The sequence below is a fragment of the Curtobacterium sp. MWU13-2055 genome (genome assembly GCF_023242305.1).
Lineage (GTDB): Bacteria > Actinomycetota > Actinomycetes > Actinomycetales > Microbacteriaceae > Curtobacterium.
Map to the genome: position 1 here is coordinate 647,994 of NZ_JALLIO010000001.1, position 25,821 is coordinate 673,814.

Sequence of the window (25,821 nt, forward strand, 5' to 3'; positions counted from 1 at the left end):
ATTCCACGAGGTGATCGACGCGTGCATCGTCGGAACATGCACGCGCACTCGATGCATGTGCAAGAGACGACGATCCACCTGGCGATCAACGGGTGGATCGTCGGAACATGCACGCGCACGGACCGCACGCGCACCGACCCCGAACGACATCGTCGACGTCGCACGACGACCACGGTGTCGCTCCTTCCGCGCGCCACCGGTTGCACGCGCGCACGAACGACGAGCCCGATGTCGCGCGACGTCGAGCTCGTCGTTCCGGGTCGACACGGACCAGTACGGTCAGCGCACCCCGGCACCCACCGCGGCACCCGCACGCGCAGCACCAGCACCCGCACCCCGCGCCGCCCACTCCGCCGCGAGCAGCTCGTACGAACGCACCCGGGCGTCGTGGTCGTGCGTGATCGTCGTCACCAGGAGCTCGTCCGCGCGGGTCGCCCGCTGCAGGACCCCGAGGCGGTCCGCGACGGCCGCAGCATCGCCGACGAACCGGGTGGCGAGCCGATCGGCGACCGACGCCGCCTCCGCCGCAGCGAGCGGCGCAGCCAGTGCCGCGGACGGCGTCGGGTACTCGATCGCCCCGACGCCGGAACGGATCGAGTGCACCCACTCCGCGTACCCGAGCGACAGCTCCGCGGCCTCGGCCTCGGTGCGCCCGACGACGACGTCCGCCGACACGATGACGTGCGGTGCGTCGAGCACCCCCGGGCGGAACGCGTCGCGGTAGGCCTGCACCGACGCCAGGACCGTGCCGGGCGACGTGTGGTAGTTCGCGCCGTACGGCAGTCCGAGTGTTCCGGCGACCCGGGCGCTCTCACCGCCGGTCGACCCGTGGATCCACAGTTCGACCTCGGCTCCGGCGGCGGGCGGCGCCTCGACCACGGTGCCGTCCCGCGACCAGGTGCCGGCGAACAGCGCCCGGATGAGCGACAGTTCGCCCTCGAACCGGTCGACGTCACCGGGGACGCGTCCGAGCAGCTCCCCTTGCAGGGCGAACCGGCTGCCCGGTGCGATGTGGAAGTCGAACGGCGCGGGCACGAGCAGTCCGTCGACGACCTCGTCCGAACGGGGCGCGAGCGACGGCGGCTTGGGGGTTCCGGGTGCCGGCGCCCCGGAACGGCCGAGCCCGAGGTCGATCCGCGGCCCGTACAGCGCCGCGAGGGTGCCGAAGGTCTCGGCGATCTGCAGCCCGCGGACGTTGCCGACGAGCGTCGCCGCACTGCCGACCCGGATCGTCGACGTGGCCGCGGCGACCGCTCCGATCACGATGTTCGGCGCGCTGCCCGCGACACCGGGGTTGAGGTGGTGCTCGGCGAGCCAGTAGCGGGCGTACCCGGCACGTTCGGCAGCGACGGCGAGGTCGACGGTGCGGTGCAGCGCCGTGGCTGCGGACGACCCGGCGGTGACCGGCACCAGGTCGAGCACCGAGAGCGGGACGGAGCGTGCGGCGCTCACGAGGCGTCCTTCCACGCGCCGGTCAGCTGGTCGAGCCGGGTGTCGGCCCCGAAGACGATGCCGTGCACGTCCGTCGCCGGCGCGATGATGCTGGTGAGTTCGTGCACCGGGACGAAGTCGACCTGGGACGCGATGCGCTGCTGGATCTCCCCGAAGGTGGCTGACCGGTCGGACGCCGACGACTGCGACAGCTCCTTCGTGAAGAGCGCGTCGAGCGTCTTGTCCGATGCACCGATCGACTGGGCACCCGAGCTGGAGAACTTCGACCGCAGGACGTCACCGTCGGCGCGCGAGCTGTTGTCCCACGACAGGTCCCAGTCGCCGCTCGTCAGGTTGGCGAGGTACTGCGGCACGGTCCCGCTCTCGAGCGTGACGCCGACGCCGACCTTCTTCAGCTCCTGCTGGATCAGCTCGAGGGACGTCTGGTTCGGTCCGAAGTTCGTGATCCAGACGAGCTTGAGCTGCAGCTTCGTGCCGTCCTTCGAGCGGATGCCGTCGGAGCCCTTCTCCCAGCCGGCGGCGTCAAGCGCCTTCTTCGCTGCGGCGGGGTCGTACGCGGCCGAACCCGACGACGTGGCCGAGCCCGACGACGTGTCCGCGTACCCGGGCGTCGTCGACCCGAGGACCGAGTTCGCGACCTTGAACAAGTCGTTCAGCGAGGTGTCGCGGACCGCCTTCGGGTCGACGGCCTGTGCGATCGCCTTCCGGACTGCGAGGTCCGACACGATCGGCCGCTTCTGGTTGAACGTCAGCCCGAACACCTGGCCGGGGTTGGCGCGGGTGACGAGGTCGTACTGCGCCTGCAGGGTGTCGACGTCGCTCGGCTGCACGCTGCTGATCGCGTCGAGCTGCCCGGACTGCAGGCTGCCGGTGCGGACGCTCGCCTCGGGCACGACCTGGAACGTGACCTTCGACAGGTGCGCTGCCCCGGAGCCGCCGCGGGCTGCGGGACCCCAGTCGTAGTCCTTTCGCTTCGTCAGGATCGTGGACGTGTTCTTCGTGTACGACTGCAGCGTGAACGGTCCGGTCCCGATCACGGCCTTCCCGTCGGCGCGGTCCTCGAACGGGGTCTCGGTGGTCGTCGGGGCGACGATGCCGAGGGCGACCGACGACGTGGCGTTCGGGAACGCGGCGTTCGGCGCCCCGAAGTCGACCTCGACCGTGTCGTCGTCGACGACCTTCGTCCCCTCGTAGCCGGAGAAGTACGCGGCGGCCGTGCTCGATGCGCCGGCCGAGGCGATGTCGTCGAAGGTGTCCTTGACGGCCGTCGCGTCGAACGCGGTGCCGTCCGAGAACGTGACACCGGAGCGCAGGTCGAACGTGAACGCGGTGGCGTCGGCGTTCGCCGAGTACTTCGTCGCGAGCCAGGGCTTGAGCGAGCCGTCGGACGGGTCCTGCCAGAGCAGCGAGTCGACGAGCTGCCGGGTGATCGCGAGCGTGTCGTTGCCCGCGCCGGTACCCGTCGGGTTGAGCGTGATCGGGTCGTTCGCGATGGCGTAGGTGAGCGAGCCGCCGTCGACGGGCTTCGACGACGAAGACGACGAGGACGTCGACGCGGTACCGCCCGACGAGCAGCCCGCCATGACCAGGGCCGCCGCGGTGCCGGCCGCGATCGCGGCCACCAGACGGAACGGGGTGCGGTGGGTGGTCATGAGACTCCTTCGGTGGTGGGGACGCGCCGGGATCGTCCCGGGATCGCGTCGAGCAGTGCGCGCGTGTACTCGTGCTGCGGGTCGTGCAGCACCTGCGCCACGTCGCCGTGCTCCACGACGCGGCCGCCCCGCAGGACGGACACCTCGTGCGCGATGCGACGGACGACGGCGAGGTCGTGCGAGATGAACAGGTAGGAGACGCCGAGCGTCGACTGCAGCTCCGCGAGCAGGTCGAGGATCTGCGCCTGGACGGACACGTCGAGGGCGGAGACGGGTTCGTCGAGGACGATGAACGACGGGTCGAGTGCGAGCGCGCGGGCGATCGCCACACGCTGCCGCTGTCCGCCGGACAGCTCCGCCGGTCGACGACCGAGCACGGACGACGGCAGCGCGACGAGGTCGAGCAGCTCCGCCGCCCGAGCCGTACGGGACCGCCGGGTGCCGATGCCGAAGGCCGCGAGCGGGTCCGCGATCACCGCCCCCACCGACAGCCGCGGGTGCAGCGCCGCGTACGGGTTCTGCTGCACGATCTGCGCCTGCCGCCGGTACGCCCGCAGCGCCGCACCGCGGGCTCCGCCCACGTCGGCGCCGTCGAACCGCACGCTGCCGGCGTCCGGGCGTTCGAGTCCGAGCACGAGGCGTGCCGTGGTCGACTTGCCCGACCCGGACTCCCCCACCAGCGCCAGGGTGCGGCCCCGCGGGACGGTCACGTCCACCCCGTCGACGGCGGTCACGCGGTCGAAGGACTTCCGCAGTCCGGTCGCGACGACGAGTGGGTCGGGGCGTCCGGACGGGAGGCCCGTGGCAAGTCCCACGGACGCGGTCACGTCGTCGAGACTGGGCGCCGCTGCGATCAGCGCGCGCGTGTACGGCTCACGGGGTGCGCCGAGCACCTCGGCCGGGGTGCCCTGCTCGACGATCCGCCCCTCGGACATCACGACGATGCGGTCGGCCCGGTCGGCGGCGACCCCGAGGTCGTGCGTGATGAACAGCACGCTCGTGCCCCGTTCGGCGACGAGCCGGTCCAGGTGGTCGAGGATCGTCCGCTGGACCGTGACGTCGAGCGCGCTCGTCGGTTCGTCCGCGACGAGCAGCTCGGGGTCGCCGATCAGGGCGATCGCGATGAGCACCCGCTGCCGCATCCCGCCGGACAGCTCGTGCGGGTACTGCCGCGCGCGGAGTTCGGGTCGGTCGATGCCGGCACGGCGGAGCTCCTCGACGGCGCGTTCCCGGGCCTCGGCGCCGGTGGCGAGTCCGTGGATCCGGAGCACCTCGGCGACCTGGGTGCCGATCCGCGTCACGGGGTTGAGCGACACCGTCGGGTCCTGCGGCACGAAGCCGATCCGGACGCCGCGCACGGACCGCACCTGGCGGTCGGTCGCGGTGACCAGGTCGAGGTCCCCGGATCCGTCGGCCGCCCCGGAGAGCCGCACCGTGCCTCCCGTCAGGTCCGCCGCTGCGGGCAGGAGCCGGAGGACCGCGTGCGCCGTCGTCGACTTGCCCGAACCGGACTCGCCGACGATGGCGACGCGCTCGCCGCGGCCGACCTCGAGCGAGACGCCGTGGAGGGCCGTGCGCGCACTGCTGCCGCGGCCGTAGGTGACGGTCAGGTCCTGGATGCTGAGCAGGCTCATCGGACGGCCCTCCGTTCGGTGTCGAGCGCACGGGCGACGCGGTTGCCGGCGAGCACCGTGACGGCGATCACCAGGCCGGGGATGGTCGTGAGCCACCACGAGGACGCGATGTAGTCGCGCCCGGTGGCGACGAGGGAACCCCACTCGGGCTGCGGCGGCTGCGCGCCGTAGCCGAGGAAGCTCAGGCTGGAGACGGCGAGGATCGCGGTGCCGAACTCGAGGGCGGCGAGCACCAGGACGGGACCGGCCGCGTTCGGCAGCACGTGCACGAGCAGCACGCGCCACCAGCGGTTGCCGTTCACGCTCGCCGCCTCGACGTACGGCGCGGTGCGGACCCGGACGACCTCGGAGCGCATGATGCGCGCGATCGTGGCGATGCTCGCGACGCCGACCGCCACCGCGACGTTCACGGTGCCGAAGCCGAGCACGGTGACGATCGTCAGCGAGAGCAGCAGGCTCGGGATCGCGAGCAGGACGTCCGCGACGCGCATGAGGACGGCGTCGACGACCCCGCCGACGAAACCGGCGACGAGCCCGACGAGCGAGCCGCCGACCAGGCCGATGACGATCGCGAGGACCGCGGCCTGCAGCGTGAGCGCGGTGCCGTGCACGACGCGGGCGTACAGGTCGCGGCCGAGCTGGTCGGTGCCGAACCAGTGCGCGACGTCGGGAGCGGTGAGCTTGGCGGCCGGGTCGGCGGCGAGCGGGTCGTGGTGGGTGAGCGCTCCGGGCAGGAGCGCGGCGAGGACGACGAGGGCGAGCCAGACGATGGCGATGGTGAGCGTCGGACGGGCGACGAGCGCGCGGAGCGCTGTCGTCGTGCCGCCGGGGACGCGGTCGCTGACGAGCGACGCGGGACGGCCGATCGCGAGCTGCGTGGTCTCGGTCATGCGGGGACCGCCTTCGGTTCGGTGGCGCTGGACGGGCTGGTGCCGGGCGTCCCGCCGGACGGGATGGTGCCGGACGGGGTGGCGCCGGGCGTCGCTCCCGGTGTCGCTCCGTCGTGGTCGCGGAGCTTCCGACGGCTGCCGGCGACGACGACGCGTGGGTCGAGCAGCGGGTACACGAGGTCGACGACCAGGTTCACGACGACGAAGACCGCGGCGGCGAGCAGCACGATGCCCTGCACGACGGGGATGTCCTGCTGCTGCACGGCGGTGGCGGTGACCCGGCCGAGGCCCGGGCGGGAGAACACCGTCTCGGTGACGACGGTGCCGGAGAACAGCTGCCCGACGATGAGTCCCGTCACGGTGAGTGCGGGCAGCGCAGCGTTCTTGAGCGCGTGCCGGAGCTGTACCCGCCACCGCCCGGCACCCTTGGCGTACGCGGTGTCCACGTACGGCTCACGGAGCGTCTGGACGAGGGACTTCGACAGCAGCTGGGCGATCGTGGCACCGGTCGGCAGCGCCAGGGTGATCGCCGGCAGGACGACCGACGCTGGGCCCTCGCCACCGAACGCCGGGAACACGTGCAGCCCGAACGAGAACCACTGCACCAGCAGCAGCGCGAACCAGAACCCGGGGACGGCGACGCCGATCGGGGGCAGCTGGAGCAGGAACTGGCCGAGGGATCGGTTCCGGGTCCACGTCGCGAGGACCGCGATCCCGCCGCCGAACACGATCGCGAGCACGAGGCCGGCAACCGCGATCTGGGCGGTCGGCGCGATCGCTTCGCCGATGACGTCGGCGACCGGTCGACCGACGCCGATCGAGCGACCGAGGTCGCCGGTGAGCAGGGCGCCGAGGTGCTGGACGTACTGCACGAGCACCGGCTGGTCGAGGCCGTACTGGTGCCGGAGCGCGTCGAGCTGCGCCGCCGTGATGTCGGTGGCGTCCGGGCCGACCATGATGCGGGCCGGGTCGCTCGGCAGCACGTAGAGGACGAAGAACGAGATCGTCCACGCCGCCCAGAGCACGAGCACGGCCTGGCCGATGCGGGAGAGCACGTAGCGGGTCATGCAGCCACCGCCGTCCGGGCGCGCGTCCACCCGAGCGCCGGTGCGACCTTCGCCACGACGTCCGAGACGATCTGCTCGTACTCGTCACCGGCGAACTCGTAGGGCAGCTCGATCCGGAACTCGTCGACCTCGGCGAGCGTGGCGTCGTGCACGAGCTGCTCGACGATCTGCTCGGCGGGCCCCACCAGGTCGGCGGAGAACAGGGTCCGGCGCGGTCCCTGGGGCGCGGTCTGCCGTGCGAGACGGGACTCGTACCAGGTGCGGTACCGCTCGCGCGAGACCCGGTCGGCCGAGTCGGTCGGTACGACGCACCGGCCCCAGGCCACGCGGGGCGTTCGGCCGGTCGGCAGCGCGGCGCGGTAAGCCGCGAGCTGGTTCCGCTGGGCGGTGCCGTAGTCGTCGGTGCCCTCGCCCGAGGTGAGGTTGCCGAGCAGCAGGTTGAGCCCGGAACTGCCGGCGAAGGAGGCCGACCGGAGCGACCCGCCGCCGTACCAGACCCGGTCGACCAGACCCGGCGCGTAGGGCTGCAACCGGGGGCGCTGGACGTTTCCGGGGCTCTGGATGACGGTGTCGTCCGCGCCGAGGAACGCACCGCGCAGGTTCTCCACGAACCGGGAGACCCGCCCGTACCCGCGGTCGAACGCGCGCCAGTCGCCGTCGAACACCAGGTCGCCGAGGATCTCGGCGTGCGGCGACCCGGTGGACAGCCCAACCTGCAGCCGACCGTGCGCCAGGACGTCGGCGAGCGAGAAGTCCTCGGCCAGGCGGAAGGGACTCTCCCACCCGATCGGCACGACGGCGACGCCGAGCTCGATGGACGTGGTGCGCTGCGACGCCGCCGCCAGGAAGACCGCGGCCGAGCCGATGCCGTGCTCGAGGTGCCGGTGCCGGACCCAGGCGCCGTCGACGCCGAGCCGCTCCGCCGTGGCGAAGAGGTCGAGGGTGGCCTCGAGGCCGTCGACGGGGGCGTCGTCCTCGAAGTTGCCGGGGACGAGGATCGCCAGGCTCGAGACCGTCACGCGAGCACCCCGGCGGACGCTGCCGCACGCGCCGGACCTGCCGCAGCGGCCGTGCGAGCGGCGGCCGAACGGTCGCGGATCGTGCCGGGCAGGTCGAGCGTCTGCCGGAGGGTCGCCCCCTCGTCGTAGGACTGCCGGTAGACACCGCGCTCCTGCAGCAGCGGGACGACCGTGTCGACGAACTCGTCGAGGCCGTACGGGTTGGTGTGCGGCACGACGACGAACCCGTCGGTGGCGCGCTCCTGCACGTACCGGTCGATCTCGGCGGCGATGTGCGACGCCGTCCCGACGAACCCGCCGCGGGTCGAGGCGCGGATGACGAGGTCGCGGATCGACAGCTGCTCGGCCTCGGCCAGGTCCCGCCAGGACCGCACCAGGGCGGGGACGTCGCGGGTGTGCCGTGCGCGCCCGCGGGTGATCGCGCTGCCCTCGTAGTCGGGCTCGATCGTCGGCAGCGGGCCGTCGACGTCGTAGGACGACAGGTCGCGGTTCCAGACCTGCTCGAGGAACGCGATCGCCGTGGCCGGACTGACCTGGGCACGACGGATGGCGTTCGACCGTTCTTCGGCGTCCTCCGCCGACGACCCGATCACGAACGTCGCGCCGGGCAGGATCTGCAGCTCGTCCTTCGATCGTCCGACCCGTTCGAGCCGCTCGGTCACGTCGCGGTAGAACGCCTGCGCGTCGTCGAACTCGGTGTGCAGCGAGAAGATCACCTCGGCGTTCGTGGCGGCGAGGTCGCGCCCCTCGTCGGAGTCACCGGCCTGCACGATCACCGGGTGCCGCTGCGGACTGCGGGGCACCGGGAACGTGCCGGTGACGTCGAACTGCGCGCCGTGGTGGTCGACGTCGCGGATGCGCGACCGGTCGGCGAACACGCCGTCCGCCGGCGCGCCGACCGCGGCGGTGCCGGCGACGACGGCGTCGGCCTGCCACGAGTCCCAGAGTTCGCGGGACAGCGCGATGAACTCAGCGGCGCGCGTGTACCGGTCGGCGTGGTCGAGGAACCCGCCGCGGCGGAAGTTCGCGCCGTGGAACGCGTCCGAGCTCGTCACGACGTTCCAGCCGGCACGACCGTCGGTCAGGTGGTCGAGCGTGGCGAGCTGCTTCGCGAGCTCCACGGGCTCGTTGAACGTCGTCTGCAGGGTGCCGACCAGCCCGATGTGGTCGGTGACCCCGGCCAGGGCAGCCAGGACCGCGAGGGTGTTCGGACGCCCGACGACGTCGAGGTCGTGGACGCGGCCCTTCTGCTCGCGGAGCCGCAGGCCCTCGGCGAGGAACAGGAAGTCGAAGAACCCGCGCTCGGCGTTGCGGGCGAAGTGCTCGAACGACGAGAACGCGATCTGGCTCTCGGCGCGGTCGTCGCTCCAGATCGTGGTGTTGTTCACGCCGGGGAAGTGTGCGGCGAGGTGGACCTGACGCTTGGTGCTCATGCTGAGACCTCCACGGAGACGGAACCGGCGGGTGCGGACGCGTACCGGCTGACCGCCGGGGCGATGCCGAGCCGCGTGCGCAGGTCGGCGGTGGGACGGGACGCCACGTCGGCGCGGAGCCCGGCGGTGACGAGGGCGGGGACGAGCTGCCTGGCGATGGCGGTGCTGTCGATCGGGATGCGCAGGGGGCGGAGCCGGACGCCGGCGAAGCCGAGGCCCCGCAGGTCCCCGATCAGCGACACGAGTTCGGGCACCGTCGTCGCGAGCACGGACGTGTCCGACCCGGAGCCGACGGCGTACGGGGCACCGGCAGCGGCGTCGAGCGCGGCGAGCTCGTCAACCGCGGCAGCGGTCGAGGACCCGATCAGCACCGCGAGGTCGGCGAGGACCGGGCGACGGACGTCCGACCCGGCCACCTGCTCGAGGTGACGGACCTCGTCCACCAGGTCACGGGCCTCCCGGCCCTGGTACCCGGGCGTGACCAGCACGACGTCCGCAGCGTCCACGGCGAACGCGGCAGCGTCGGCACGGTGGGCCAGGGCGAAGACCGGCGGCCGGCCCTGCGGCGACCGCGGCACGATCGACGCGCCGTGCACGGACAGGTGGCGGCCCGCGTACTCGGCGTTGTGGATCCGGTCGCGGTCGATGAACCGGCCGGTCGTGACGTCGCGGATGATCGCGTCGTCGTCCCAGCTGTCCCAGAGGCGCGACACGACCTCGGCGGCCTCGCGGGCCTCGTCGAACAGGTCGGCGGCGGTGTCGCCGCCGAGGCGGCGGCCGAACAGGGCCGCCTCGCGGGTCGTCGGGCTCACCTGGATCCGCCACCCGGCTCGCCCGAGCGAGACGTGGTCGAGGGTCTGGAGGCCCGTGGCGACGTGGAACGGCTCGGTGTGCGTCACCGAGACGGTCGGCACCAGACCGACGGCGCGGGTCGCGGGGGCGACCGCGTTCGCGACGAGGAGGGCGTCGAGCCGTCCGACGACGGTCGTGGTGTCGACGTCGTGGTCGGCAGCCGTCGGGCCCGCGGTGAACGAGTCCTCGATGGTGACGGCGTCGATGCCGAGCCGGTCCTGCTCGACGACGACGTCGCGCCAGTGCCGGAGGCTCGACAGGCGTTGCGCGGCCGGGCCGGCGACGCGCCAGGCGGCGGGGTGCCAGCCGGCGCCCTGCAGTGCGGTGACGAGGGTGATGCGGTCGGGCATGGCAGTCCTCCTAGTGGGTGTGCGCGGCGTGGGCGGCGGCCGGGTCCGCTGGGGCTGCGTGGGCGGGGGTCGCGTCGGCGCCGAACTTGAAGCCGAGTCGGCCGTGCGCGAACCCGCCGCCGGCGCGGATCGCGGTGGCGACCCAGGCAGCCTCGGCGAGTTCGGCCTCGGTCGCACCGGCCGTCACCGCGCGCTGGCTGTGGCCGTCGATGCAGTAGACGCACTGCGTGGTGATGCCGACGGCGAGGGCGATGAGCTCGCGGTACTTGAGCGGGATCGCGCGGCCCTCGGCCTGGAACACCGACTCGTCGAACTGGACGAAGGCCTTGAGGATGTCCGGGGTCTGCTGCTTGTAGACCTTCGTGAAGGTCTTGTCCTGCTCGCGGTCGAGGTAGTCGGTCATGTCGGCGACGCTAGGGCGGTCGGGGCCCCGAGGCGACGGGTGTTGCGGACCGTGACCGGCGGTGTCGCCGTGTGACACGGGCGGCGGTGCCCCGTGTCACACGGCGTCACGCGGGCGCCGGGCGCCGGTCGCCGGTGTGGTGCGCGGTTCCGTACTCGGTGCGAGGCCGCGCGGATCGCACGGTCTCCGGAACCTCGCACCGTTCGGCGCCGACCGCGCACGGTGCGAGGTCAGAGCCCCCGGGCGCGCGCCGCGAACCGCCCGCGCAACGTCACGTCCTCGTACGACCGGTGGAACACCCCGCGGCGCTGCAGGATCGGCACGAGTTCGTCCACGACGGTCTCGAGGCCCCGCGGGAACTCGTCGATCATCAGGTTGAAGCCGTCGGCGGCACCGGTGCGGTACCAGTCCTCGATGGTGTCGGCGGCCTGTTCGGGCGTGCCGACCACGATGCGGGCGCCGTACCCGCCGAAGCCCCGGAGCACGTCCCGCAACGAGGTGTTGTTGGCGCGCACCCACCGCACGACCGTCTCGTGGTAGCCGAGCGAGGGCCCGTAGGTGACCGGGTCGACCTCGCGGTCGAGGATCGCCGACGGGATCGGCGCGTCCGGGTCGAGCACCGACAGGTCGGCGTCGAGGTGCGTCCCGAGCGCCCGGAGCGAGTAACCGTCCGGCGCGAGGGCCTCGAGCTCGTCGAACCGGCGCTGCGCCTCGGCCTCGGTGCTGCCGAGCACGAGCGACAGTCCGGGCACGACGGCGACGTCGGCTGCGCTCCGGCCGTACGTCTCGGCGGCGACCTTGACCGCACGCAGGTGCTCGCGGGCGGGTTCCGGCGTCAGCTCGACGGCGAAGACGCCCTCGGCGACCCGCGCCGCCAGGTCACGACCGTGCGGCGATCCCCCGGCCTGGAACACGACCGGGTGCCCCTGCGCCGACGGTGGGACCCGGAGCACGCCCTCGAGGTCGAGGAACTCGCCGTGGTGGACGACCGGCTCCCCCGTCGCGGCGGACCGCCAGAGCGCCGTCACGAGGTCCACGAACTCCCCCGCGCGGGCGTACCGCTCGGGCCGGGCGGGGTTCGTCGCGACACCGAAGTTGGCGGAGACCGAGCGGTCGTAGGTGGTGACGGCGTTCCAGGCGACGCGCCCGCCGGACACCGTGTCCAGCGACAGCAGCCGCTCGGCGACGTCGAACGGGTCGTTGTACGTCGTCGATGCGGTGCCGACCAACCCGAGGTGGCTCGTCGCGTCGGCGATCGCCCCGAGCGCCACGAACGGTTCGAGCAACCCGTAGGCGCGGACGTTCGGGTCGCCGAACGCCGGGTGGTCGGCGAAGAAGACCATGTCGAGCAGGCCGCGTTCGGCGGTGCGCCCGAGGTCGCCCCAGAACGCCGCCGTGAGCAGGTCGGTCGGGTCGACGTCCTGGGTGCGCCAGGCCGCCGGACGCTGCCCGAACCCCTGCAGGTTCACGCCGAGGATCAGGCCGGCGTCGCCGCCTGCGCCCGTCACGCGGTCACCGCCGCGGCGTCCGGCACGGCCAGCCCGAGCAGGGCGCGGAGCGTCGGACGTGTCGGTCGCGTCGGTCGCGTCGGTCGTGGAGGTCGCGTCACGGTCGACCGGGAGGCCCGGTGCGGCTCCGCCCCGTCCGTCGCCCCCGGCAGCGGTGCGAGCGGGTGCGCCGCGCCCCCGAGCACGAGGTCCGCCCCGGGCACGTCGACGTCGTGCCAGACCGCGAGGACGGGTTCGCCCTGCCGGCTCGACGGCGTCGTGAGCGGTCCCCGGACGCGGTAGCCGTCCGGTCCGCCGTCGTGGTCGAGCGGTCGGATCCGGTCGGTGTGCGCGAAGACACCCGACGCGCGGTCACCGACGATGCTGTCGAGCGGCCAGGTGCGCCACAGCCCGCGGAGCACCCGGGCGAACTCGGCAGGGTCGTGCGGTGCGCCGGTGCTCGGGGCTCCGGTGCTCGGGGCTCCGGTGCTCGGTGCGCCGTGGTCCCGGGCGCCGACGACGATGCCCACCCCGCCGTCCAGGAGGTGGTCGAGCGAGAGCACCCGGCGGGCGACGTTGTACGGGTGCTCGCGGGTCGGTGCCACGGCGACGAGGAACCCGTGCTCCGGCAGGGCACGGCCGAGGGTGAGCGCCGCGGTCGTCGGGTCCAGCCGGTGGCCGGTGCTCGTCGCCGCGTCGAGGCGGTCGGTGCCGATCGCCACGACGGCGGCTCCGGAACCGACGATGCGAACCGCGAGTCGGGCGATGCCGCCGGGTGTGGCGGCCGCCGCGGCGAGGTCCGTGTCCGGAACGGCGACGACGAGTGGTGCGGGGGCGCTGGGCGCGGTGGTCACGGTGGTCCTCCCGTTCGAGGTGCGCAGAACGGCCCGCCACGGTCACCTCCCCAGCGTCCGTGGCGAGCCGGTGCACCGACCGTAGGTGCTCACCTCGGCCCGCTGCACGCAGGTGTCGGCGGGTTGCGCCCCGTGACGGTCCGTTACGGCGAAGCGGTCTGCCGTCAGCGGTCCAGCGGACTCGCGCCGTTGACGAGCAGGTCGGCGACGATGCGGCGCTTGTGCACGCGCGGGTTGTGCGACGCCAGGGTGCGGGCGTTCCGCCAGTGCCGGTCGAGGCCGAGCGAGCGGAACGTCCCCGAGGACCCGAGCGCGTCGAACACGAGCGTCGTCGCGTCGAGCACGGCGTCGGTGACGATGGTCTGGGCGCGCGCCACCGCGACCCAGCTGCGCTCGAGCGCCGCCCGCAGCGCCGGGTCCGTCGACGCGTCCGCACCGGCCGCACGCAGGGCGGTGTGCCGGTCGACGGCCGCGTCCACCGGGCCGAGGCTCGCGGCGAACGCGGCGTCGGCGGCGTGCACCCGGGCGTCGACGGTGCCGATCACGCCCAGCAGCTCCGGATCGTGGGTCGGATCCGCCGCGGTGCCGTTGTGGTGTCCGCGCGCCCGGGACCGCAGCGCCTCGACGCCCTCGCGCAGGGCAGCGCGGCCGATGCCGACCAGGATCGCGTGCATCACCGTCTGGTAGTACTGCTCCTGGTACGGGTACCGGGTCGCGTACGGCAGCACCCGCTCGTCGGGCACCGGCACGTCGGTGTAGGTCACGCTCCCGCTGCCGGTGATCCGCTGGCCGAAGCCGTCCCAGTCGTCGCCGATCAGCACACCGGGGTCGGAAGCGTCGACGAGCGCGACGGACTTCGCGCCGGTGTCGTCGACCGCCAGCACCGTGATCCACCGGGCGTACACGCTGCCCGTCGAGTAGAACTTCCGACCGGTCAACCGCCAGGACCCGTCCGGGTCACGGACGATCCGCGTGGTGAGGTCGACCCCGGTCGTGTTCGGCGACTCGCTCCACCCGCCGCCGACGAAGTCGCCGTCGCCGAGCCGCGTGACGATCGCACGGTCGAACGCGGTGTCCTCGGCGTGCACGCGGTCCTCGACGAACGAGAAGTGGTTCCGCCACACGTGCGCCAGGTTCGGGTCGACCTCGGCGATCTCGGCGATCGCCCGGAAGACGTCGGACAGACGGGCACCGACGCCTCCCCACGCGACCGGCGTCCGCCACCGTGCGAAGCCGGCGTCGACGAGCCAGCCGAGCTGGTCCGTGGCGAGACGCTCCTCGCGTTCCCGTTGGCGGGCGTCGAGACCGATCCGCTCGATGACGGGCCGGAGCGGCGCGATCAGCGCGTCGTAGCGGTCGTCGGCCGGGAGCTCACTCGGACACATGGCGGCACGCTACCCAGGTGCGCACGGCGCGCGGCAGGGCGCCGCAACGCGGGGCAACCGGGCGCAACCGGACGTCACACGGTGCGCGGACGGCCTCACCACACGATGCGCGCGAACTCCTCGCGGAGCCGTCGGGCCCGGCTCGGGTTGACCTGCTCGACCCACCCGATGCGCCCGAGCAGGTGCGCCCGGAACTCCGGGTGTCCCGCACGGTTCTGCGAGGCCGGCCCGTGCACCGCGGCGTTGTGCAGGACGGCGTGCAGCCGGTCGACCTCGCGGCGCCCTGGTGAGGTCCGCTCGTTGACGACGACGCCCGTGACCGACTGCCGGACCCCGCGGCGCCGCACCCGGGTCTTCGACGGGTTGAGGCGGTGCCCTTGCTCGGTCACGATCCGGTCGACGCCCCGCAGGAACGCGTCCGGTCGCGCGGCCAGCTGGTCTCCCCCGCTGAACGTCAGGTCGTCGGCGTAGCGGGTGTACACCGCGTCGACGGCGCCGGCCCACCCGACCAGCCGGGCGTCGAGGTGCCGGAGCGAGGTGTTCGCCAGCGCCGGCGACGTCGGTGCCCCCTGGGGCAGGTGCGCCGTCGCCAGCGCCTGGCGGAGCGCGTGGCGCTCCTCCGGCGAGCCACCGGCGGGCATCGCGCTGAGCACGTGCACCGGAACCCGGTGGGTGCACAGCCCGGTCAGCACGTGCGCGAGCGGTTCAGCGAACCCAGCGGCCCGGAAGACGCCGTAGACCGTCGGGGCGCTGACGCTCGCGAAGAACGTCGTGAGGTCGGCGGTGACCACGACCTGCTGGCCGGTGTGCACGGCCGCTCCCGTGACGACGCTCCGGCCGGCCACGAACCCGTGCGCGGCGTCGTGCACGGGCAGCATCGTCAGGAGTTCGTCGAGGATCGTCCGTTGCGTGCGGCGGAGCACGTCCATCGGCTTCTCGAGCAGGCGCGGTGCTCGACCGGGTCGGGTGATCCACTCGTGCCGGTAGTGGTGGAGCGGGCTCGAAGGCCCGGAGCGACGGTTCCACGCGCGGGTGTCGGCGAGCCAGAGCAACCGGCCGACGGTGAGGTCGAGTGCCCGGGCGAGCTCGGGCAGGGTGTCGACGAGCAACGGACTCGCGGTCTCCGGACGGGCACGCACCGCGGTGGCCCGGCGGACGAGCACGCGGACCGGTCGGCGGTCTTCGCGCGACCGGTGCAGCGCCACGAGCCGGGGTGCGACGGCCAGCACGGCGGCGAGCTGGCGCGGAGCGTCCACCGGTGGCCGGGGGTACGCCTCGAGCGCGGCGGCGACCGCGAGCCCGACGTACGCGCGCTCGACGCCGACGACCACGTACCCGACGGCCGTCAGCTCGTCCGGCTCCCACCGCTCGGCCGTCAGGAACGCATCTGCCAGCGCCGCGGTGACGACGGAGAGGGGCGTGGGGTTCCCGGAGGACCTGTCGGTGCCTCCGTGCAGCGGCGCGCGCGGAGCGCGCTCGCCTGCTCGGGGCGTGTCGTCCTGCTGGTCCTGCGTGCCCCGGGGTGACCCCGGAGAGGTCGACGCGTCACGCGCGCCGGCCGCCTCCCCCGGGAACTCCACGCGCTCACCCTACGGCTGGCCCCCGACGCGCGCACCACCCCGGTCCGTGCCAGGATCGCCGGATGGTCTCGTACTTCCTGAGCCACGCCGAGGTCGTCGTGGAACCCGCCGAGCCGATCGAGTCGTGGGGGCTCTCCGCCGCGGGACGCGCACGCGCAGCGCGGTCGGGTCCGCTGGCCTGGGATCCGGGCGTCCGGACACTCGTGTCGAGCACGGAGCGCAAGGCCGTCGAGACCGCCGAGCTGCTCGGGGCCGCGGTCGGGCTCGTGCCCGCGCAGGATCCCCTGCTCGGCGAGATCGACCGCAGCGCGACGGGCTACCTGCCGCCGGCCGAGTTCGAGGGTGTCGTCGACCGGTTCTTCGCGGAACCGACCCGATCGGTCCGCGGATGGGCCCGGGCCGTCGACGCCCAGGCCCGCATCGTCGGAGCGGTCCGGCGGCTCACTGCGGCGGGCGACGCGACCATCGTGTCGCACGGTGCGGTCGGGGCGCTGCTCCTCGCCGACCTGACGGGAGCGCCGGTGTCACGCGCGCTCGACCAGCCGGGCATGGGCAGCGTGTTCGCCTTCGATGCGCAGGAGTGGCGGGCGACGAGCACCTGGCAGCGCGTGCCCTCAGGCTGACGCGCACGCCGACCGCCGACGCCGAACGACACCGTGGACGTCGCACGACATCGGCCCTGTCGGTCCCGCGCGGCTGCAACGACCCGCGCGCGCAACGTACGACGTCCTCGACGTCGTACGACATCGACCTCGTCGTTCGGCGTCGACCGGGGCGGGAGTGCGCGGCCCCGAGCGACACCGGTCAGGCGGGCAGCCGCTCCCCCGCCTCGACCGCGACGTCGAGCCGGTTCTCGGCCGGCGGCAGCGGGCACGTGGCGTGCGCGGTGTACGCGCACGGCAGGTTCGTCGCGCGGTTGAAGTCGATCCGGGTCGCGCCGGCGGCATCCGGGGCGGCGATGTCCAGGCTCCGGTTCGCGGCGTAGGTCGTGACGCCACTGGTGCGGTCGGTGAACAGGACGTGCAGACCGTCGCCGTGCCCGTTGAACGCGAGCAGCGACCGCGGCCCGTCGAGGTCGAAGGTGAGCACGCCCGGCGCTGCGTACACGTGCTGCAGCCCGTCGACGACCGAGCCGACGGTGACCTCGCGCGGTTCGTCGAACGGTTCGAAGTGCGCGTCGACGACGAACCGGTCCGACGGCTCGTACGTCGGGGTGCCGGGGTACTCGGTCCGGGTCGGGTTGCCCGGGTGCCGGGGCCGGATGACGTCACTGCCGCCACGACGGGCGACCTCGATCACGACGGTCTCGTCGCCGTCCTGCCACACGACGTTCGTGCTCGAGCGCTCGGGCAGTGGTCCGAAGCGGTGGGTGCCGGTGACCGGCTGCCCGTCGACCGTGATGGTCTCGCCGTCCGCGAGCTCGACGACGGGTCCGTCCTCGCCCGTCGACCACGTGCCCGGAACGTCGTCGAACCGCTCGGGCGTGCTCGTCAGCCACCGGATGCTCGTGATGGCGAGGAAGCCGTGCTCGCTCGCCCGGGCTCGTTCGTGGGCGTCGTGCCAGGCCGCCCACTCGGTGTTGGAGTCGGGTGCGGTCGGCGTCGTCGTGCTCATGCCCCCGACGCTACGACGCCCGGGCCGCGAACGCGACGTCCCCGTCGCGCGACGTCACGCGCACGGCCGACCCGAGGCCCTGGACGGTCCCGCTCACCAGGGGTGGGCGATGCTGCGGACGTGCACCGGGCCTCCCGGTCGACGCCCCGTACCGACGCCGGCGCCGCGGCCGACGGGGGCAGGCACGGCGAGGTCGGCCTGCAGCACCGCGCAGGCGGCGCCACGGGCCACCGAGGCCTCGCCGAAGGCGGTCGCTGCGACCGTCGGGAACGGTCCGTTCGGCAGCCGGACCGCGAGCCGCTCGCGGACGGCCGCGATGAAGACGTCGCCGCCGGCGAGGGCCGCGCTGCCACCGATCACGACGCGTGGCACGTCGAGCAACTCGACGACGTGGGCGAGCGCGGATCCGAGGGCGGCACCGGCCTCGGCGACCAGCGGCGCTGCGGACGGCGTCGCGCAGAGCCGCTCGAACGCGTGCCGGACGTCGCTGGCGCGGTCGAGCGGGATGCCCCTGGGGAGCAGCCCGGCGTCGATCCCGCGCCGGACTTGCTGCAGGGGCTGGCAGGCTTCCCAGACCTCGGTCCAGCGCCCGTGCGCCTCGACGGGCATGCCACCGAACTCGCCGGCGTTGCCGGTCGCGCCGCGGACCACCTCGCCCGCGGCGACCGTCGCGGCGCTGATGCCGTGGCCGAGGAACACGGAGACCAGGTCGTCGGCACCGGCAGCGGACCAGACCTCGCCGAGGGCGCTCGCGACGCCGTCCTTCTCGAGCCGCACGGGCAGCCCCGTCCGGGCGGTGAGCTCGTCGGTGACCGGCAACGACCACCAGGCGGGCAACTGCGCGGGGGTGCCCATCCGGACGCCGTCGGGGTCGATCGAGCCGGGGACGGCGAGGCCGATGCCGGCAGGGGCGGGCACGCCGGTGCGCGAACGGGCCCGACTGCCGTCGCCGCGGACCCGGTGCACCGCCGCCGCCATCGTGTCGAGCGTCCGCGCCGGGTCGTCCGTCGCGTCCAGGTCGACGTGCTCGACGGCCAGCACGGCTCCGGTCAGGTCGGTGCGCACGACGACGAGGTGCGCCGGGTCGAGGTGGACCCCGATCGCCGACCGCGACCCCGCGACGACCTCGAGTCGTCGCCCGCCGCCCGGTGCTTCGCGCACGAGTCCCGCTGCCACGAGTCCGGCCGCGATGTTCGACACCGTCTGCGCGCTGAGCCCGGTCGCACGCATCAGCTCGGCGCGGGCGAACGGTCCCCGGCGACGGACGAGATCGAGCACCAGCGCACGGTTCTGGACCCCGACGCGCACGAGGTTCGTGCCGCCCGTTCTGCCCTGCACCACGGTGTCAGGAAGGGGTTGACGCGGCTCGGACATGGTCCCTAGCATCTCTGGTCATACGAATTTGTCAATCAATTGGATTGAAACCGCGACGGTGCGATCGGTTCGCCCGTCCGACGACAGATTCGCCCGTGCCACACCGGCGTGGCACGGGGTCGGAAGGGACGCTCGTGACGACGACCGCACGATCCGGAACCACTGCACCACCACGGACGCGCACGGGCGGTGACGTCGCGGTCCGTCGACGACCACGCGAGAAGCATCCGTGGACCCCGGCCGAGAAGCGCCGGCTGCGCGTCGGCATCGCGTTCATCTCGCCGTGGATCCTCGGCGTGCTGGTGTTCATCGCCTACCCCCTGATCTACTCGTTCGCGATCAGCCTGACCCGGTACTCGGGCATGGCCGACATCACCTGGGTCGGGTTCGCCAACTACGTCGCCGCGTTCATCGACCCGCTCGTGCACACCGCGGTCGGCAACACCCTGTTCTACGCCGTCATCGCGGTGCCCGTCGGGATCGTCATCGCCATCGTGATCGCCATCGCGATGAACCAGGACGTCCGCGAGATCGGCTGGTACCGGACGGCCCTCTACATCCCGTCGCTCATCCCGACCTTCGCGCTGGCGTTCATCTTCGTGGTGCTCGTCAACCCGCAGACCGGCCTCGTCAACCAGGTCATGAAGCTCGTCGGGATCCCGGCGACGAACCTGCTCGGCGACCCGACCACGGCGAAGCTCGTCATCGTCGCACTCGCCCAGATGGGTGCCGGCAACGCGGCACTGATCTTCCTCGCCGGGCTGCGCGGGATCCCGAAGACCCTGTACGAAGCCGCTCGCGTCGACGGGGCCGGACCGCTCCGGCAGTTCTTCGCGCTGACGCTGCCGCTGCTCTCCCCCGTGATCCTGTTCAACCTGATCACCGGCATCAGCAACGGCCTGCAGGTCTTCACCGAGGCGTACGTGATCTCGTCCGGCACCGGAGGACTCGGCAGCCCGGACAACGGGACCTTGTTCTACATGCTCTACCTCTACAAGAACGCGTTCAGCTACGCGCAGCTCGGGTTCGCCAGCGCCATGGCCGTGCTGCTGTTCCTGGCCGGCATGATCCTGTCCGGGCTCGTGTACTGGCTGTCCAAGCGCTTCGTCAACTACGACGTGACCGGGGAGTGACCGATGACACTGCGCACTGAACGACACCCGGACCGCGACACCGTCACCTCGTCGATCGAGTCCGTCCGGCCCCGCGGTCGCAAGGGGGCCGACGACCGCTCCCGGAACGCCGACGGCTCGATCCGCTCACCGTGGTCGTCCGTCCTCGCCCGCGTGCTCCTCATCGCGATGAGCCTGCTGTTCCTCATCCCCATCTACTGGATGGTCATCTCGGCGCTGAAGGGCAACTCCGAACTCGGCGCCTTCCCGCCCACCTGGTTCCCGCAGTGGCTCGACTGGTCGAACTTCGACAAGGCGATCGACGCGATGCCGTTCTTCACGTTCTTCCGGAACACGCTCATCATCACGGTCTGCGTGACGCTCTTCTCGATGGTCTCGAACCTCGTGATCGCGTACGGGTTCTCGTGCCTCGAGTGGCGCGGCCGCGACAAGGTGTTCTACGTCGTGCTCGCCACGCTGTTCATCCCGTTCCCCGTCACGCTCATCCCGATGTTCGACCTGTACGCCCGACTCGGCTGGATCAACACCTTCCTGCCCCTGATCGTGCCGAGTCTGTTCGGGTCCGCGTTCTACGTGTTCCTGCTGCGGCAGTTCCTACTGCAGATCCCGAAGGACCTGCTCAACGCGGCGCGGATGGACGGCGCTTCCGAGTGGGGCATCCTCTGGCGGATCGTCTTCCCGCAGGCCAAGGCGGCGCTCGTCACGGTCGGGATCTTCGCGGCGGTGGGTGCCTGGAACGACTTCCTCGGGCCGCTCATCTACCTGCAGGACGAGAACGTGCAGACGCTGTCCATCGGCCTGCAGATCTTCCGCCTCAACAACTCGCAGGACTTCCAGTTCAACCAGCTGATGGCGGCATCGGTGCTCATCATCCTGCCGCTCGTGGTCCTGTTCTTCGTGTTCCAGCGGACGTTCATCAAGGGCGTCCAGATCGGGAGCTTCAAGTGAGCAGCGCATTCGACCGACGAACGTTCCTGCGCGGTGCGGCCGCGACCGGCGGTGCGGGGGCGCTCGCGCTCCTCGCCGCATCGTGCGCCTCCGGCTCGAGCGGCCGGAGCAACCCGAACCAGGTCACGATCTGGGGTGTCACCGGTACGTTCGTGCCGTTCCAGACGAAGGTGATCAAGGACTTCAACGAGATCCACCCCGAGGTCGACGTCAAGGTGAACGTCGTCCCGTCGCAGGGCACCGGCGACGCGACGAGCATCATCACGGCCGTGCGCGGCGGCACCGCCCCCGACCTGTGGCTCCTCGACCGGTTCAGTGCGGCGCAGTACGCGGCGATCGGGCTCATCGAACCGATCGACGACATGATCGAGGAGTTCGAGGACCAGCCGAAGGACGAGTTCCTGGCGCAGTGGCTCGGGTTCACGATCGGCGAGGTCAGCTACCAGGGCAAGACCTACGGTCTCCCCCACGACACCGACGCCCGCGGCATGTTCGTGAACCGGAAGATGCTCACCGGCGCCGGGATCGACCCCGACGAGTTCGACTGGGAGCACAACGGCCCGGTGAGCATGGACCGGATGTGGGACGTCAGCGAACGCATCACGAAGAAGTCCGGTGGCAACTACACCCACATGGGACTGCTCCCCTGGTACGGCGAAGGCTGGCCGTTCACGTGGGGGCTCGGCCTGGGGGCGTCGTACTTCGACCAGCAGGACTCGAAGATGACGATGGACTCGAAGAGCGTCCGCAGCATCTTCGAGTTCTACGAGGACTGGGCGAAGCGGTACGGCTACAAGGACGCCGACACCTTCATCGCGACCTACGAGCCGACCGGACACCCGCCGGGACAGACCGCGTTCATGGCGGACCGGATGGCGTTCATGGTCAGCGTCCCCTCGACGATCCAGACGTTCGACAACTACGGGCCGAAGGACCTCGACTGGGGCACCGCGTACCTGCCGACCCAGCAGGACGGCGGCGACAAGTACACGTGGTCCGGTGGCTTCGCGCTGTGCGTGCCGAAGGGCTCGAAGAAGAACAAGGCCGTGTGGGAGCTCATGAAGTACTTCACGAGCAAGCAGGGCCAGGAGACCTACATGGTGCCGGCCACGAGCGTGCCGTCGAACATCGCGGCGCTGAAGGACCCGAAGGGCTCCGCGAAGTCGATCCGCTTCTTCACCGAGTCGATCGGCGCGTCGACCTGCCGCCCACCGCTGCCCGTCGGCGGCGCGTGGTGGGACTCCCTCGCCGACGCGCGGTCGAGCGTCCTGCTCGGCACCGCGAGTCCGCAGGAAGCCGTCGAGCGGGCGCAGAACCGCGTCGACCCGATGATGCAGACCTACTCGCCGTTCAAGTTGCCGAAGGACTACGACAAGGTCCAGATCTGAGCGGGACCGCTCTGGTCGTCCCCCACGAAAGGAACCACCGACACATGCCCTCCACCCCCTTGCGCGTCGCCGTCCTCGGCTTCTGGCACGTCCACGCCGGCGACTACGCACAGCAGACCGTCGACCACCCCGGCACCGAGCTCGTGGCCGTCTGGGACGACGACACCGAGCGCGGCCGAGCCGGCGCCGAACGGTTCGGCGTCGAGTACACCGACGACCTCGATGCGCTGCTCGCCCGCACCGACGTCGACGCCGTCACCATCACGACCTCGACCGACGTCCACCGTGACGTGATCGAGCGCGCGGCAGCGGCCGGCAAGCACGTCTTCACCGAGAAGCTCCTCGCCCCCACCGTCGAGGAGTGCGACGCGGTCATCGCCGCCTGCGATGCCGCCGGGGTCACGCTCGTGGTCTCGCTCCCGCGGCTCTACCACGGCTACACGGCCGCGATCCGGCGCGAGCTCGACGCGGGCCGCCTCGGCGACGTCACGTACACCCGCGTCCGGCTCTCGCACGACGGTGCCGTCGCACCGTGGCTGCCGGAGCGCTTCTTCGACCCGGCGACGGCGATCGGCGGCGCCCTCACCGACCTCGGCTGCCACCCCGTCTACCTGACGCAGCTGTTCCTCGGTGCCCGCCCCGACACCGTCGAGGCCGTCTACCGCTCCTACACCGGCCGCGCGGTCGAGGACCACGCCGTGGTCACCGTCGGCTACGCCTCGCAGGCGATCGGCGTCATCGAGGCCGGCTTCGTTGCGGGCACGCCGTTCACGATCGACGTGGCCGGCACCCGGGGCTGGCTCGCGTACTCCGACCAGGAGGCCCGGCTCACCGCCGGCGGACCGGCCTACGGCGACGAGCCGGTCACCCTCGACGTCCCCGCCGACGCCCAGGACGCCTTCGGTCAGTGGGTGGACCACATCGCCGCCGACACGCGTGCCGACGACAACCTCGCCCGCGCCGTCGAGCTCACCCGCCTGGTGGTCGCCGCGAACGACGCCGCGGGCCAGCCCGCGACGAGCGACGCCCTCGTCGGCGCACCCGCCTGACCGCCCCAGCAGTCCAGCACCTCGAACCAACCACAGGAGTCACCATGTCCAGCGACATCATCCGCGTCGGCCTCATCGGCGGGGGCGGCATCGCGTCCGCGCACATCGCCGGCTACGCCGAGCACCCCGACACGATCCGCATCGCCGCGGTCGCCGACGCATTCGCGGCCACGGCCGAGGAACGCGGGGCGGAGCTCGGCGTCCCGTTCTTCACCGACTACCTCGCCATGCTCGAGCAGGCCGACATCGACGCCGTCGACATCTGTCTGCCGCACCACCTGCACCGCGACGCGATCGTCGCGGCGGCGAAGGCGGGCAAGCACGTGCTGTGCGAGAAGCCGCTGTGCCTGAGCCCCGACGAGGCCGCCGACGTGCAGCGCGCGGTGTCCGAGTCCGGCATCACCCTGATGTGCGCGCACAACCAGCTGTTCATGCCCGCGGTCGCCAAGGCCAAGGAACTCATCGACGGCGGGGCGCTCGGCACCGTCTACGAGGTCCGCACCACCGACTCGTTCCGCAACGAGTTCGACCCGTCGAACATGGGGTGGCGTGCCCACGCGTCGACGAGCGGCGGCGGCGAGCTCATCGACACGGGGTACCACCCGAGCTACCTGCTCATGCACCTGGCCGGTGGCGTCCCGGTGCAGGCCACCGCGATGCTGTCCACGCACCGGCTGGCGTTCATGGAGGGCGAGGACTCGGCGCAGGCCCTGTTCCGCTTCGACAACGGCGCCGTGGGCCAGCTCGTGACGAGCTGGGCGTACGACCCGGCCGCCGGCACCGAGCGGTTCAGCGTCGTCGGCGAACACGGCGCCCTGACGAGCGACGGCACCACGCTGCGGTGGGACCTGCGCGACGGCACGAGCGAGTCGGTCACCTTCGACGAGGTCGACACCTTCGCGGCCGAGGTCGGCGCGTTCGGGGCGTGCCTGCGCGACGGTACGCGGCCGATCCACACGGAGCGCGAGGGCATCGCGGTGCTCGGCATGATCCTGGCGGCGTACGAGGGTGCCCGGACGGGGACCATCGCCCCGGTGCTGACGGCGGACGAGACCGTCAGCGCCTGATCCGCGCGGATCCGTCGCACCGCGCACCCGTTCTGCGACGAACCACGAGTCGTTCGACGCGTGGTTCGTCGCAGAACGGGTGCTGACGCACCGCGCCACCGTCGGCACCACGTCAGTGCGTCGCGGGTGCCGCGTCCTCGTCGTCGGCGGCGTGCAGCACCGACTCGGCCTGCCCGAGCAGGTGCCGCGCGGCCAGGCTCAGCGACCGCACCCCGACCACGACGACGAGCAGGGTGAGCAGCACGAGCAGCACGGTCGTGGGCACCCACGCCACCGGCAGGTCGAGCACCCGGAACCACTCGATCGCCGCCGTCGCGACCGCCGCAGCCGGGAAGACGAACGACCAGAACCCGAGCGAGAACCCGAGCCGGACGTACCGGGGCAGCAGGGCGAGCTGCACGAGGAGCATGAGGACCCCGAGGCCCGCGATGGCCTGCACGGGCAGGGTTCGGGCGTCGTCCGTGAGCGCGAACAGGGACACCGTCGCCACCGCGGGCGGAGCCACGAGGATCGCCATCGTGGGGACGAGCGGGTCGGGCAGTGCAGGGCGGAACGACAGCCGGATGAGGAGCAGCCCGGTCATCACGCCCCAGAAGAACACGCCGACGCCGAAGCACGCCCAGGACAGCCAGCCCACACCGACCTCGTGCGTGGCGACGGCGGCGACGAGGGCCGCGGCGACCGTCGGCAGCAGGTAGCCGCCGTGCACGGCCTCCAGGGTCAGGCGCCCCTCGAACCACGTGCTCAGCAACCACGCCGCGAACCCGGCAGCGACCGCCACCGCGAGCAGCACGAGGACCTGCCCCCCGATCTCCCAGAACCGCGCGAGGTCGACGCCGAGGAGCATCGCCGTCGCGGGGACCAGGGCGGCGATCGGGCCCTGCGCCGGATGGCGGAGCTGGTCGACCAGGCGTTCGTCGACCCGGACGCCCCGCAGGACGTGCGCGCCGAGCAGCCACGACCACGCCACCGCCGCGACCACCCAGAACACCTGCGGGACGACGGCCGGCACTCCGAGGACGGGCGCCGCGTACGACCAGGTCTCCGCGAAGCCGGCCAGGCCGAACGGTGCGGCGAGGGTGTTGAGCGGGATGCGGGAGGTCGGACGTGCGCTGGGCATAGGGGTGCCATTCTCCCCGGCTCGCGTCGCGCCGCGTAACGCCCCGGCCACCGTGCCGCCACAGTGGCAG

Annotated in this window: 22 protein-coding genes; 6 read left to right on the plus strand and 16 right to left on the minus strand. The window is 72.5% G+C overall.

Annotated features, from left to right (window positions below):
- Window positions 1–279: 279 nt before the first annotated feature.
- The 13 genes from M4960_RS02945 to M4960_RS19575 all read right to left on the minus strand — a co-directional run bounded on the left by M4960_RS02945 (window position 280) and on the right by M4960_RS19575 (window position 16,058).
- Complete coding sequence (locus M4960_RS02945; protein WP_248703400.1) at window positions 280–1,452, minus strand: LLM class flavin-dependent oxidoreductase; 1,173 nt, start codon at window positions 1,450–1,452, stop codon at window positions 280–282.
- Window positions 1,449–3,104 carry an ABC transporter substrate-binding protein gene (locus M4960_RS02950; RefSeq protein ID WP_248703401.1) on the minus strand — a complete coding sequence of 552 codons (1,656 nt, stop codon included), beginning with the start codon at window positions 3,102–3,104 and terminating at the stop codon, window positions 1,449–1,451. The genes M4960_RS02945 and M4960_RS02950 overlap by 4 nt, the downstream gene beginning before the upstream one ends.
- Window positions 3,101–4,738: an ABC transporter ATP-binding protein gene (locus tag M4960_RS02955; RefSeq protein ID WP_248703402.1), complete on the minus strand. Its 1,638-nt coding sequence runs from the start codon at window positions 4,736–4,738 to the stop codon at window positions 3,101–3,103. Before M4960_RS02955 ends, M4960_RS02950 begins: the two co-directional genes overlap by 4 nt.
- On the minus strand, window positions 4,735–5,628 hold the full coding sequence (locus tag M4960_RS02960; protein WP_248703403.1) for an ABC transporter permease: 894 nt from the start codon (window positions 5,626–5,628) through the stop codon (window positions 4,735–4,737). Before M4960_RS02960 ends, M4960_RS02955 begins: the two co-directional genes overlap by 4 nt.
- On the minus strand, window positions 5,625–6,695 hold the full coding sequence (locus M4960_RS02965) for an ABC transporter permease (RefSeq protein ID WP_248703404.1): 1,071 nt from the start codon (window positions 6,693–6,695) through the stop codon (window positions 5,625–5,627). The genes M4960_RS02960 and M4960_RS02965 overlap by 4 nt, the downstream gene beginning before the upstream one ends.
- Window positions 6,692–7,714: an LLM class flavin-dependent oxidoreductase gene (locus tag M4960_RS02970; RefSeq protein WP_248703405.1), complete on the minus strand. Its 1,023-nt coding sequence runs from the start codon at window positions 7,712–7,714 to the stop codon at window positions 6,692–6,694. The genes M4960_RS02965 and M4960_RS02970 overlap by 4 nt, the downstream gene beginning before the upstream one ends.
- Window positions 7,711–9,147 carry an NtaA/DmoA family FMN-dependent monooxygenase gene (locus tag M4960_RS02975; protein WP_248703406.1) on the minus strand — a complete coding sequence of 479 codons (1,437 nt, stop codon included), beginning with the start codon at window positions 9,145–9,147 and terminating at the stop codon, window positions 7,711–7,713. Before M4960_RS02975 ends, M4960_RS02970 begins: the two co-directional genes overlap by 4 nt.
- Window positions 9,144–10,349, minus strand: a complete 1,206-nt coding sequence (locus tag M4960_RS02980; protein ID WP_248703407.1) for an LLM class flavin-dependent oxidoreductase — start codon at window positions 10,347–10,349, stop codon at window positions 9,144–9,146. The genes M4960_RS02975 and M4960_RS02980 overlap by 4 nt, the downstream gene beginning before the upstream one ends.
- Window positions 10,350–10,359: 10 nt before the next feature.
- Window positions 10,360–10,752 carry a carboxymuconolactone decarboxylase family protein gene (locus M4960_RS02985; protein ID WP_248703408.1) on the minus strand — a complete coding sequence of 131 codons (393 nt, stop codon included), beginning with the start codon at window positions 10,750–10,752 and terminating at the stop codon, window positions 10,360–10,362.
- Window positions 10,753–10,982: 230 nt separating this feature from the next.
- Window positions 10,983–12,260: an NtaA/DmoA family FMN-dependent monooxygenase gene (locus M4960_RS02990; RefSeq protein WP_248703409.1), complete on the minus strand. Its 1,278-nt coding sequence runs from the start codon at window positions 12,258–12,260 to the stop codon at window positions 10,983–10,985.
- The gene (locus M4960_RS02995) at window positions 12,257–13,093 is read right to left on the minus strand and encodes an LLM class flavin-dependent oxidoreductase (protein WP_248703410.1); all 837 of its coding nucleotides are present in this window, start codon (window positions 13,091–13,093) and stop codon (window positions 12,257–12,259) included. The genes M4960_RS02990 and M4960_RS02995 overlap by 4 nt, the downstream gene beginning before the upstream one ends.
- Before the next feature lie 164 nt (window positions 13,094–13,257).
- Window positions 13,258–14,478, minus strand: a complete 1,221-nt coding sequence (locus M4960_RS03000) for an acyl-CoA dehydrogenase family protein (RefSeq protein WP_248703411.1) — start codon at window positions 14,476–14,478, stop codon at window positions 13,258–13,260.
- 95 nt (window positions 14,479–14,573) lie between these two features.
- The gene (locus tag M4960_RS19575) at window positions 14,574–16,058 is read right to left on the minus strand and encodes a reverse transcriptase family protein (RefSeq protein WP_248703412.1); all 1,485 of its coding nucleotides are present in this window, start codon (window positions 16,056–16,058) and stop codon (window positions 14,574–14,576) included.
- Between the two features lie 62 nt (window positions 16,059–16,120).
- Here M4960_RS19575 and M4960_RS03010 point away from each other — a divergent pair, with 62 nt between their 5' ends.
- Window positions 16,121–16,681: a histidine phosphatase family protein gene (locus M4960_RS03010; protein ID WP_248703413.1), complete on the plus strand. Its 561-nt coding sequence runs from the start codon at window positions 16,121–16,123 to the stop codon at window positions 16,679–16,681.
- Window positions 16,682–16,862: 181 nt separating this feature from the next.
- Here the strand turns inward: M4960_RS03010 and M4960_RS03015 are convergent, their stop codons facing one another.
- Both M4960_RS03015 and M4960_RS03020 read right to left on the minus strand, forming a co-directional pair.
- Window positions 16,863–17,672 carry a DUF1684 domain-containing protein gene (locus M4960_RS03015; protein ID WP_248703414.1) on the minus strand — a complete coding sequence of 270 codons (810 nt, stop codon included), beginning with the start codon at window positions 17,670–17,672 and terminating at the stop codon, window positions 16,863–16,865.
- 93 nt (window positions 17,673–17,765) lie between these two features.
- Complete coding sequence (locus M4960_RS03020) at window positions 17,766–19,046, minus strand: ROK family transcriptional regulator (RefSeq protein ID WP_248703415.1); 1,281 nt, start codon at window positions 19,044–19,046, stop codon at window positions 17,766–17,768.
- Between the two features lie 134 nt (window positions 19,047–19,180).
- Between M4960_RS03020 and M4960_RS03025 the strand changes: the two genes are divergently transcribed.
- The 5 genes from M4960_RS03025 to M4960_RS03045 are packed head-to-tail and all read left to right on the plus strand — an operon-like array spanning window position 19,181 to window position 24,631.
- Complete coding sequence (locus M4960_RS03025; RefSeq protein ID WP_111085648.1) at window positions 19,181–20,179, plus strand: carbohydrate ABC transporter permease; 999 nt, start codon at window positions 19,181–19,183, stop codon at window positions 20,177–20,179.
- 3 nt (window positions 20,180–20,182) lie between these two features.
- Entirely contained in the window at window positions 20,183–21,127 is a 945-nt protein-coding gene (locus M4960_RS03030) for a carbohydrate ABC transporter permease (RefSeq protein WP_248703416.1), read from the plus strand.
- Window positions 21,124–22,515: an ABC transporter substrate-binding protein gene (locus M4960_RS03035; RefSeq protein ID WP_173168443.1), complete on the plus strand. Its 1,392-nt coding sequence runs from the start codon at window positions 21,124–21,126 to the stop codon at window positions 22,513–22,515. The genes M4960_RS03030 and M4960_RS03035 overlap by 4 nt, the downstream gene beginning before the upstream one ends.
- 44 nt (window positions 22,516–22,559) lie before the next feature.
- Window positions 22,560–23,564, plus strand: a complete 1,005-nt coding sequence (locus tag M4960_RS03040) for a Gfo/Idh/MocA family protein (protein WP_173168442.1) — start codon at window positions 22,560–22,562, stop codon at window positions 23,562–23,564.
- A gap of 44 nt (window positions 23,565–23,608) precedes the next feature.
- Window positions 23,609–24,631 carry a Gfo/Idh/MocA family protein gene (locus tag M4960_RS03045; protein ID WP_173168441.1) on the plus strand — a complete coding sequence of 341 codons (1,023 nt, stop codon included), beginning with the start codon at window positions 23,609–23,611 and terminating at the stop codon, window positions 24,629–24,631.
- A 112-nt stretch (window positions 24,632–24,743) separates the two neighbouring features.
- Here M4960_RS03045 and M4960_RS03050 read toward each other — a convergent pair whose 3' ends face one another.
- A complete protein-coding gene (locus M4960_RS03050; protein WP_123938218.1) occupies window positions 24,744–25,751 on the minus strand; it encodes a transporter in 1,008 nt (335 codons plus the stop codon).
- Window positions 25,752–25,821 lie beyond the last annotated feature (70 nt).